Genomic DNA, 9,388 nt, shown 5'->3' with positions numbered 1-9,388 from the left:
ACAACAGTAGAGTTCAAGACACCAGTAGACACAACTACACCAGGTGATAAAGGAACTACAGTCGTTGTGACTTACCCAGATGGTTCTAAGGATGAAGTACCAGTTAAAGTAACTGTAAAAGATCCAACTAATAAAGTCGTTAAAGATCCATCAGTAACCCCAGTTACAGATCCAAGCAACTTGACTGACGCCGAAAAAGCTAAAGTAGCCGACGAAGTTAAGAAAGCTAACCCAACCGCGAAAGATATCAAGGTTAACAATGATGGATCAGTAGTTGTAACCTTTGAAGATGGTACAACAGCTGTTATTCCAGCCGATAAGACAGTTAAGAAATCATCAGATAAAGTTAAGGAATCAGATGGAGTTAAGAATCCATCAGTAACCCCAGTTACAGATCCAAGCAACTTGACTGACGCCGAAAAAGCTAAAGTAGCCGACGAAGTTAAGAAAGCTAACCCAACCGCGAAAGATATTAAGGTTAACAATGATGGATCAGTAGTTGTAACCTTTGAAGATGGTTCAGTAGCAGTCATTCCAGCTGAAAAAGCTGTTACAGCTGCTAACCAAGATTCACCTGCTCAAGCACCAGCTAAGAAAGCAGGAGCGAAAGAATTGCCAAATACTGGTACAGAACAATCTAGCGCTTCACTTGCTTTAGCACTTCTTGCAGCAGCAACAGGCGGACTCCTCTTCGCTAAAAAACGTGAGGAAGAAGAGTAAGAAATTACTCAAATAAAGCAAAACTGAGAATCTCAATTCTATGAATTTGCTAGAAAAACCGTAAGAAGAAATTCTTACGGTTTTTTTGATGGATAATGATTAGGAGAAAGGGGAAATGTCAGTCTTACAGATCTTTAAAATGCTAAAAATTCAATTGAATAGCTGTTCAATGTATAGTTGATTGAAATAAGATGTGAACAAAGAGGTTAGGAAAGTCAAATTAATTTCTAAAAATGTTTTAGAATTTATATTGTACTACTCTAAGTTCAATCCACTATATATGCTATTTTTCCCATAGAAGAAAAGTTAATGTTGCCATCTTTCAAGTGTCTTGATGTAACATTGTAAACTTGTATGATGACAGAAAAAACGTTGATATCATCAACGTTTGAAACATAGGAACACCTCACAACTCTTCTTGCCTCTATTATACGACTTTACACAAAGAAAAGCCCTTGGAAACTTGACTTCCAAGGACTTTGTCTTCGTTCTAACGTTGAGAACATCAACGTTTTTTTAATATAATGGAGCCGGTGGGAGTCGAACCCACGTCCAAACACCTGCTAACATATTTGTCTACGACCATAGGTTATGTATTGTTTTAACAGCCCCTCGACACATAACTCAAGCCTAGGAACTGCGAGTCTATAAATCTCTTATCAAACTGCTAGACAAAGCCTGATCGTATCTCGCTAATAATAAGACCTGTCATCAGACACGAGCAATCCGAATCGGGTCACGCCTGCTGGTTTTTAGGCAGCTAGAGCGTAAGAAGTGTTATTTTTTGCAGTTATATTTAACTGGGCGTTTACGTCGCCACACGAGTCGCAAAATATGCCTCATAATGCCTGTCGAATCCGTAACGACCCCAAAAGACAATACAACTATTATACCTTATCTATTGGGAAAATGCAAAAACTGAGTAAAGATTAGCATTTGCTTTGTTTTTAGTGCTTGTCTGATACCTCGAAGGTTAAATATTCTTGCTACTTGTAAGAAATAATCGGGAAGGTTTACGGAGAAAGAGATGGTCTGAGCTGTAGAGTATTTGACTTGTTATTTCCGAAAAACCTTGTTGGCTGAGACTTTCTTCAAGTTCAGAAATGATAAAACCGTGTTCTTCCTCGTCTGGTTTGGTATAATCGGCGATAAAGAGTTGTCCGCCATGAGTCAAATGTTCCTTGAACATAGCCAGACTGTCCTCGAGATTAGGCATATGATGAAGAACTCGACTGACGATGATAAGATCGAACTCTTCTTCAAGTGGTTCAAGTAATAAATCCTGTTGAATCAAGTATAGGTTTGCAAGCTTTTGACTTTCAATCTTGAGACGAGCTTGCGCAAGCATTTTATCCGCAATATCAACCAAGGTCACTGATTTAGCTTGTTTGGCAAGAGGAAGGGCGATGAGGCCAGTTCCGCCTCCAAAGTCTAGGATTGATTTGTTCGACAAATCAGGCACTTGTTTTACTATATGCTGATAAACAAGATCGGCCAGAAATTGATTTTTTGGAGAATCAAATGATTCTGCTCGATGATTAAAATGATGTTCCATATTTCTAGTCTAGCATAGAGTTTGTCAGTTTAACATTTCCTAGCTTATTTTCTAGTAAAGAAATAAGCAAAAAGATTTCTCTCAAAAGGCGGTGGGACAGAAATCGATAGACAAAGTCTCAATTTCGTAGTCCCAGCCCCGCGAGGATGATTAGGAGCATTTTGGAGTCTAAAAGACGAACAAAAAGTTCAATCAGCTACCGCGTCAATGTTTGATTGTTAATAAAAAGTGAGGTCGGGATTTTTTGTCCCAACCTCTTGTTATTCTGCAGCTTGTTGCCAATGTTTTGCTAGAGTCCGTGAAAGGCTTGAAATAGCTAGGTTGAAGCTGAAGTAGATTAGAGCGATCAGGATATATAAGCTGAAAACCTGTTCTGGTTCAAAGTATCGGCCCATGAGGATTTGACTGGCACCAAAAAGCTCTTGGAGGGCGATTACAGAGTATAGAAGACTGGTATCCTTAATCACTGTTACAAATTGAGAGATGATGGCAGGGAGCATCTTGCGGATGGCTTGCGGTAGGATGATGTGATAGAGGATTTGGCGATAGGAGAAACCTTGTGCCATTCCTGCCTCGTATTGTCCTTGATCCACTGCATTAAGACCACCTCGGATAATTTCAGCAAGAGCTGCAGATGTAAAGAGAGTAAAGGCGGTGATTCCAGCTGGAGTAGACTTCATTTTAAAGACTAAAAAAATAGTGAAAATCCAGAGTAGATTAGGAACATTTCGTACAAATTCAATGTAGACACTAGCAAGGATTCGTAATAGGGTGTTTTTTCCATTACGCATGACAGCGAGGATGGTTCCAATCAGTGTTGAAAGCGTGATAGCAATCAAAGAGATATAGAGGGTTAGACCAAAACCTTTTAAAATAAAGATGAGGTTGTCTAGACTGAGAACTTCAAGAATACTTTCCATAAAAACCTCCTAAAGTGAATAAGCTCTTTTGTTAGCTTGCTCCATTTTTCGTCCAAATTGAGCAACAGGGAAGCAGAGGGCAAAGTAGAAGAAGGCAGCACCTAAAAAGGCTGGGATGTAGTTGCCGTTGAGTGCGGACCAAGATTTGGTGACAAACATGAGATCAACTCCAGAAATGATAGCTACTGTCGAAGTATTCTTAATCAGGTTGACGACTTGGTTGGTTAAGGGAGGGAGAATGATGCGAAAAGCCTGCGGTAAGATAATCAGGCGCATTGCATTTGCGTAGGTGAATCCTTGAGAAAGAGCGGCTTCGAGTTGGCCTCTAGGGATAGACTGAATTCCTGATCGAATGACCTCGGCGATATAGGCACCGTGGTAGAGTCCGACGCAAAGAACGGCAGTCCAGTAGATAGGAATCATGATAGTATGGTTACTAATCAGGGGCAAACCATAAAATACAATAACGAACTGAACTAGGAGAGGGGTGTTTTGATAAAATTCGACAAAGATACGAGATAAAATACGTAAACTGCTATGTTTGCTAGTGGATAAGGTACCAAATAGGATGCCCAATAGCATGGCTAGGGTAAAAGAACCTAGAGCAATAGCTATAGTAAAGAGAAATCCGTTAAAAAATTGACCAAAATGTTGAAAATAAGCTGTCCAAGATGATAAATCTATCATGTAGCTACCTCCTTATTCTGCTGAGTGTTTGGAAGGTTTGAGATTGTAGCGATCATATAACTCCTGCAAGGTCCCATCCTGACTCCATTTGACGACCAATTGATCTAGGTAGTCATTCAGTTGCGTGTTTGATTTTTTGGTTACAATACCATAGTCAGAAGGTTTGAAGCTATCGTCAAGTAGTTCAGTTCTTTTGCTGGTATATCCAGAAAGGATAGAACGGTCTACCGAGAAGGCATCAATCCGATGGGCGTGGAGGGAGGTGATCAATTCAGGATAAGATCCGAGTTCGACAAATTTAAAGGATAGTCCTTTTTTATTACCTAGCTCTGTAATCAGCTTTTGGGTGATGGATCCTTGTGCGACTCCAATGGTTTTTCCATTTAAATCCTCAATATCTTTAATCTTACCTGATTTATTTACCAAAAATCCACAGGCGTCTGTATAGTAAGGGCTGGTGAAGTTGTAGAGTTTTTTTCGTTCGTCAGTAATTGTGAAGGTGGCGATATCCAGATCCACTTGTTCGTTGTCTAACAGAGGACCTCGCGTTTGGGCAGTAACTGGAACGTAGCGGACCTTGACCTTGAGTTGATCTGCAATCAGTTTGGCTAAATCTGTTTCAATACCTGAGAATTCTCCAGTTTTCGGGTTTTTATAGCCGAAATTAGGAACGTCTTGTTTGACGCCAACAACGATTTCTCCCTTTTTTTGGATATCTGCGATACTGGTATCTGCTTGAACTGATGTCACAAATCCAATGCTTAAAAGACTGGTAACTACTGTTGCAAGAAAGAAATTCTTTTTCATAGGTGTCTCCTTATTTGACCTTATCACTTTCGTGGTTGATAATCTTGCTGAGAAATTGTTGGGCGCGTGGTTCACTTGGGTGATCAAAAAATGCATCCACATCTGTTGTATCGACCAGGACTTGCCCATCTGCCATAAAGATGATGCGATCAGCTACTTTACGAGCGAAGCCCATTTCGTGTGTGACGATGATCATATTCATGCCGTCGTGGGCTAGTTTTTTCATAACAGCTAGGACATCGCCGATTGTTTCGGGGTCGAGAGCTGAGGTTGGTTCGTCAAAGAGGAGGAGTTCAGGTTTCATAGCTAGACCTCTAGCGATAGCTACTCGTTGTTTTTGTCCGCCTGATAAGGTGGCTGGATAGGAATCTTTCTTATCCCACATATTTACAAATTCTAAATATTTTTGCGCAGTTTTTTGAGCCTCTTTGGGATCAATACCCAGTACTTTAATAGGTGCAAGAGTTACATTTTCTAACACAGTCTTATGTGGATAAAGATTAAAATGTTGGAAAACCATACCTACTTCCTTGCGGAGGGGGACCAAATCCTTTTGGCTAGCACCTGCCACTTGGTGTCCGTTTACCAGGAGACTTCCACTATCAATTGCCTCTAGACCATTGATAGTACGGATAAGGGTTGACTTTCCAGAACCAGATGGTCCAAGTAAAACAACAACTTGGCCTTTTTCAAAACGAAGGTTGATATTCTGGAGTGCGTGGTAGTCTCCGTAATACTTTTCAACAGCTTTAAATTCTACTAAAGTCATAATCTTTCTCCTTTGTGTTAGATTTTGTAACATAGATTCTACAACAAAAGCGTTTTCTTGTCAAATGATATTACAAAGAAATTAGTAAAACTTTGATAAAAGCAAAGCAGATAGAGAAAAACTGAAAATCATGTTATAATAAAACGATAGAATCGTAAGAAAGAGTGGATGATTTTTTTGATAATTCCTACTTATAATTGGCAATTTGCTCCGCAAGTTGAGGATGCGGATTTTACAAAGATCGCTAAGAAAGCTGGTTTGGGCGCGGAAGTGGCTCGTTTGTTATTTGAACGAGGCATCAAGGATGAAACTAGTCTGAAAAAATTTTTAGAACCTTCTTTGGAGGATTTGCATGATCCCTACCTTTTAAATGATATGGAAAAGGCAGTGGAGCGGATTCGCCATGCTATTGAGCAAGGGGAACTGATTCTCATTTACGGGGACTACGATGCGGATGGGATGACTTCGGCTTCCATTGTTAAGGAAAGTTTAGAACAGTTAGGCGCTGAGTGCCTGGTTTATCTTCCTAATCGCTTTACGGACGGCTATGGTCCAAATGCCAGTGTCTACAAATATTTTATCGAACAGCAGGGTGTGTCTTTGATTGTGACTGTGGACAATGGTGTGGCGGGGCATGAGGCCATTGATTTGGCTCAGTCTATGGGAGTGGACGTCATTGTGACTGACCACCATTCTATGCCTGAGATTTTACCAGATGCCTATGCTATTATCCATCCTGAACATCCAGGGGCGGACTATCCTTTCAAGCATTTGGCGGGGTGTGGGGTCGCTTTTAAGTTGGCTTGTGCTCTTTTGGAAGAAGTACAGGTCGAGTTGTTGGACTTGGTTGCCATCGGTACAATTGCCGATATGGTCAGCCTGACGGACGAAAATCGTATCATGGTCCAATATGGTCTTGAGGTCTTGCGCAATACTCAGCGAATGGGCTTGCAAGAAATGTTTGAAATCGCTGGGATTTCGAGTAGTGATGTGACAGAAGAGACAGTTGGTTTTCAGTTAGCACCGCGTTTAAATGCTCTAGGACGTTTGGATGATCCCAATCCAGCTATTGATTTGTTGACTGGATTTGACGATGAGGAAGTGCATGAAATCGCCCTTTTGATTCATCAAAAGAATGAAGAACGTAAGGAAGTTGTTCAGTTCATTTACGATGAAGCTAAGAAAATGGTGGATCCTGATAAAAGTGTTCAAGTTTTGGCCAAGGAAGGCTGGAATCCGGGAGTTCTTGGAATTGTAGCTGGGCGTTTGCTTGAAGAACTAGGGCAGACAGTCATTGTACTGAATATCGAAGATGGACGCGCCAAGGGGAGTGCTCGAAGCGTAGAAGCAGTCGATATCTTTGAAGCCTTGGACCCGCATCGAGAACTGTTTATCGCCTTTGGTGGTCACGCAAGTGCTGCAGGTATGACCCTTGAAGTGGATAAGTTGGAAGTCTTATCCGATGTTTTGGAAGCCTATATCCGAGAAAAAGGTGCAGATGCCCAAGGTAAAAACAATTTATTTTTAGATGAAGAACTGGACTTAGAGGACTTGAGTTTGGAGACGGTGAAAAGTTTTGAACGTCTAGCTCCTTTTGGGATGGATAACCAAAAACCTGTCTTCTACATTCGAGATTTTCAAGTTGAAAATGCTCGCGTTATGGGGGCTGGTAATGCTCATCTCAAGCTGAAAATTTCAAAAGGTGAGGCCAGTTTTGAGGTAGTCGCTTTTGGTCAAGGGAAATGGGCGACTGAATTCTCACAGACCAAGCAACTGGAACTAGCAGTGACTCTCTCTGTCAACCAATGGAATGGACAAACAACCTTGCAGTTGATGATGGTTGATGCCCGTGTAGAAGGTGTCCAGCTCTTTAACATCCGTGGTAAGAATGCCCTGTTGCCAGAAGGTGTACCTGTTTTGGACTTTACGCAAGAGTTACCTGATGTGACCTCTTGTCCAGCTATTGTCGTGAAGAATATCCCTGAGGATATATCCCTCCTTAAGAAAATCTGTCAGGAGCAGGAGTTTTCAGCTCTTTACTTTAAAAATGATATCGCTAAGGCTTACTACTTGACGGGCTATGGCACAAGAGAGCAGTTTGCAAAATTGTATAAAACCATCTATCAGTTCCCAGAGTTCGATATTCGCTATAAACTCAAGGATTTGGCGGCCTATCTCAAGATTGAGCAAATCCTATTAGTCAAAATGATTCAGATATTTGAAGAGCTTGGCTTTGTGACCATTGAAAATGGAGTCATGAGGGTGAATAAAGAGGCTGAAAAGCGTGATATAGCTGAAAGTCGGATTTATCAAAAGCTTAAACAAACTGTTAAAGAACAGGAGATTATGGCGCTTGGAACAGTTAAGGAAATCTATGATTTCTTAATGGAAAAAAGTGAATAGAGATAGAAAGAGTTGGCTTGCTGACTCTTTCTATTTGCTCTCAAGTGGAAGTTAGTTGAAGTAGAAAATGGAGAAAGAAGTGGAAAGGAAATTCCTAGTAGAGTATAAGTATCAACAGAAGAAAGAATTTGAAGCTAGTTTACCGATACCAAGGGAGATCTTTTTAGATTTGTTTGATTTTTTGGATCAGAAGTTAGAGTCGCTGACTTGTTATGATGCTTTTCTTTTGAAAAATTATGTTTAAAAGTATTTTGGCTAAATCTCTTGGTAAATCAAGTGGAAGTTACTTTGAGAAATTACCTTAAAAAATCAACAAACGATTTAACTTGTCAAAGCAGAGGTTTATTGTTATAATAGGTAGGATGGAGGCGTTATGGCACTTAAAAAAGCAAGTCTAGCCTGTGCGGTTTGTGGTTCTAGAAACTATTCGATTAAGATTAGTGGAAATCCAAAACCAACACGCTTAGAAGTAAATAAATTTTGTAAACACTGTGGCAAGTACACCACACACCGAGAAACGAGATAGGAGAAAACGATGCGTTTTATTAAGGATATTTTTAAACTTCTTAAAGAAACAACTTGGCCGACTCGCAAGGAAAGTTGGTTAGATTTTAAATCTATCATGGAATACACTGCTTTCTTTGTAGTGATGATTTATATTTTTGACCAATTGATTGTTAGCGGATTGATTCGTTTTATTAATATTTTTTAAAATAAGCTAAGAAAAAGATCTAGTCGCTGAAATTCTTCAGTTAGGAAAGGAAAAAACATGGATAGTTTTGATAAAGGATGGTTTGTGCTACAAACTTACTCTGGCTACGAAAATAAAGTAAAAGAAAATCTATTGCAACGTGCACAAACATACAATATGTTAGAAAATATTCTACGTGTTGAAATTCCTACACAAACAGTGCAAGTGGAAAAAAATGGAAAGAAAAAAGAAATCGAAGAAAATCGCTTTCCAGGTTATGTTCTTGTAGAAATGGTTATGACCGACGAAGCATGGTTTGTTGTACGTAACACACCAAACGTAACAGGATTCGTAGGTTCACACGGAAACAGATCAAAACCAACTCCACTTTTGGAACAAGAAATTCGCGATATTTTAGTTTCTATGGGTCAAACTGTCCAAGAATTTGATATTGATGTTGAAGTTGGCCAAACTGTTCGCATCATTGACGGTGCTTTCGCAGATTACACAGGTAAGATCACAGAAATTGATAATAATAAAGTTAAGATGATTATCTCAATGTTTGGTAATGATACAGTTGCAGAAGTAAATCTTAACCAGATTGCAGAACTTTAATCAAAAATATTATCAATATAAAATCACAAACAAAGACAACTGTAGAGACAACGGTTGTCTTTTTAGGCTCTTTGTCAACTGTAGTGGGTTGATGAAAAGTTATAACCTGGAGAGGACCAACATGGTTCTCTCCTTTTTGATGTTCAAAGCAATGAGGATTCTAGTTTTAAAGTTTTCAAAGTTCCGGAAGCCAAAAGCATTGCGCTTGATGACCTTAATGA

Annotated in this window: 11 protein-coding genes and 1 other RNA gene; 5 read left to right on the top strand and 7 right to left on the bottom strand. The window is 39.8% G+C overall.

Annotation, left to right across the window (positions count from 1 at the left end; translation table 11 throughout):
• The coding region (locus tag QM867_RS10410) for a Rib/alpha-like domain-containing protein (RefSeq protein ID WP_414274104.1) at window positions 1-720 on the top strand (720 nt) is incomplete at its 5' end.
• A 522-nt stretch (window positions 721-1,242) separates the two neighbouring features.
• Here the strand turns inward: QM867_RS10410 and ssrA are convergent.
• The 6 genes from ssrA to QM867_RS10380 form a co-directional block, all read right to left on the bottom strand.
• Window positions 1,243-1,590, bottom strand: a transfer-messenger RNA (tmRNA) gene (gene ssrA / locus QM867_RS10405).
• 103 nt (window positions 1,591-1,693) lie between these two features.
• The gene (locus QM867_RS10400) at window positions 1,694-2,275 is read right to left on the bottom strand and encodes a class I SAM-dependent methyltransferase (protein WP_414315729.1); all 582 of its coding nucleotides are present in this window, start codon (window positions 2,273-2,275) and stop codon (window positions 1,694-1,696) included.
• Between the two features lie 260 nt (window positions 2,276-2,535).
• On the bottom strand, window positions 2,536-3,195 hold the full coding sequence (locus QM867_RS10395; protein WP_075231400.1) for an amino acid ABC transporter permease: 660 nt from the start codon (window positions 3,193-3,195) through the stop codon (window positions 2,536-2,538).
• Between the two features lie 9 nt (window positions 3,196-3,204).
• Window positions 3,205-3,882, bottom strand: a complete 678-nt coding sequence (locus QM867_RS10390) for an amino acid ABC transporter permease (RefSeq protein WP_414315728.1) — start codon at window positions 3,880-3,882, stop codon at window positions 3,205-3,207.
• A gap of 12 nt (window positions 3,883-3,894) precedes the next feature.
• Complete coding sequence (locus tag QM867_RS10385) at window positions 3,895-4,689, bottom strand: transporter substrate-binding domain-containing protein (protein WP_414315727.1); 795 nt, start codon at window positions 4,687-4,689, stop codon at window positions 3,895-3,897.
• 10 nt (window positions 4,690-4,699) lie between these two features.
• Window positions 4,700-5,458: an amino acid ABC transporter ATP-binding protein gene (locus QM867_RS10380; protein WP_281335773.1), complete on the bottom strand. Its 759-nt coding sequence runs from the start codon at window positions 5,456-5,458 to the stop codon at window positions 4,700-4,702.
• A 177-nt stretch (window positions 5,459-5,635) separates the two neighbouring features.
• On the opposite strand from QM867_RS10380, the gene recJ reads away from it, so the two are divergent.
• The 4 genes from recJ (at window position 5,636) to nusG (ending at window position 9,167) form a co-directional block, all read left to right on the top strand.
• On the top strand, window positions 5,636-7,861 hold the full coding sequence (gene recJ / locus QM867_RS10375; protein WP_414315730.1) for a single-stranded-DNA-specific exonuclease RecJ: 2,226 nt from the start codon (window positions 5,636-5,638) through the stop codon (window positions 7,859-7,861).
• 373 nt (window positions 7,862-8,234) lie between these two features.
• Window positions 8,235-8,387: a 50S ribosomal protein L33 gene (rpmG, locus tag QM867_RS10370; protein ID WP_001809375.1), complete on the top strand. Its 153-nt coding sequence runs from the start codon at window positions 8,235-8,237 to the stop codon at window positions 8,385-8,387.
• A gap of 9 nt (window positions 8,388-8,396) precedes the next feature.
• Window positions 8,397-8,573, top strand: coding sequence for a preprotein translocase subunit SecE (gene secE / locus QM867_RS10365; RefSeq protein ID WP_001211016.1), 177 nt, complete (start codon window positions 8,397-8,399; stop codon window positions 8,571-8,573).
• Window positions 8,574-8,630: 57 nt separating this feature from the next.
• Window positions 8,631-9,167: a transcription termination/antitermination protein NusG gene (gene nusG, locus QM867_RS10360; protein ID WP_045763385.1), complete on the top strand. Its 537-nt coding sequence runs from the start codon at window positions 8,631-8,633 to the stop codon at window positions 9,165-9,167.
• Between the two features lie 99 nt (window positions 9,168-9,266).
• On the opposite strand, the gene QM867_RS10355 is transcribed toward nusG, so the two are convergent.
• The coding region (locus tag QM867_RS10355; protein WP_414276697.1) for a transposase at window positions 9,267-9,388 on the bottom strand (122 nt) is incomplete at its 5' end.

It is taken from the genome of Streptococcus infantis, from assembly GCF_047463635.1.
GTDB classification, from domain to species: Bacteria; Bacillota; Bacilli; order Lactobacillales; family Streptococcaceae; genus Streptococcus; species Streptococcus infantis_W.
The sequence above is the reverse complement of the archived record's forward strand: the minus strand, read 5'-3'. Positions and strand labels throughout refer to the sequence as shown.

Bases quoted from the DNA above. Each gene is read 5' to 3' on its own strand.
- QM867_RS10400 (WP_414315729.1), bottom strand. From the start codon at position 2,275: ATGGAACATCATTTTAATCATCGAGCAGAATCATTTGATTCTCCAAAA.
- QM867_RS10395 (WP_075231400.1), bottom strand. From the start codon at position 3,195: ATGGAAAGTATTCTTGAAGTTCTCAGTCTAGACAACCTCATCTTTATT.
- QM867_RS10390 (WP_414315728.1), bottom strand. From the start codon at position 3,882: ATGATAGATTTATCATCTTGGACAGCTTATTTTCAACATTTTGGTCAA.
- QM867_RS10385 (WP_414315727.1), bottom strand. From the start codon at position 4,689: ATGAAAAAGAATTTCTTTCTTGCAACAGTAGTTACCAGTCTTTTAAGC.
- QM867_RS10380 (WP_281335773.1), bottom strand. From the start codon at position 5,458: ATGACTTTAGTAGAATTTAAAGCTGTTGAAAAGTATTACGGAGACTAC.
- rpmG (WP_001809375.1), top strand. From the start codon at position 8,235: ATGGCACTTAAAAAAGCAAGTCTAGCCTGTGCGGTTTGTGGTTCTAGA.
- secE (WP_001211016.1), top strand. From the start codon at position 8,397: ATGCGTTTTATTAAGGATATTTTTAAACTTCTTAAAGAAACAACTTGG.
- nusG (WP_045763385.1), top strand. From the start codon at position 8,631: ATGGATAGTTTTGATAAAGGATGGTTTGTGCTACAAACTTACTCTGGC.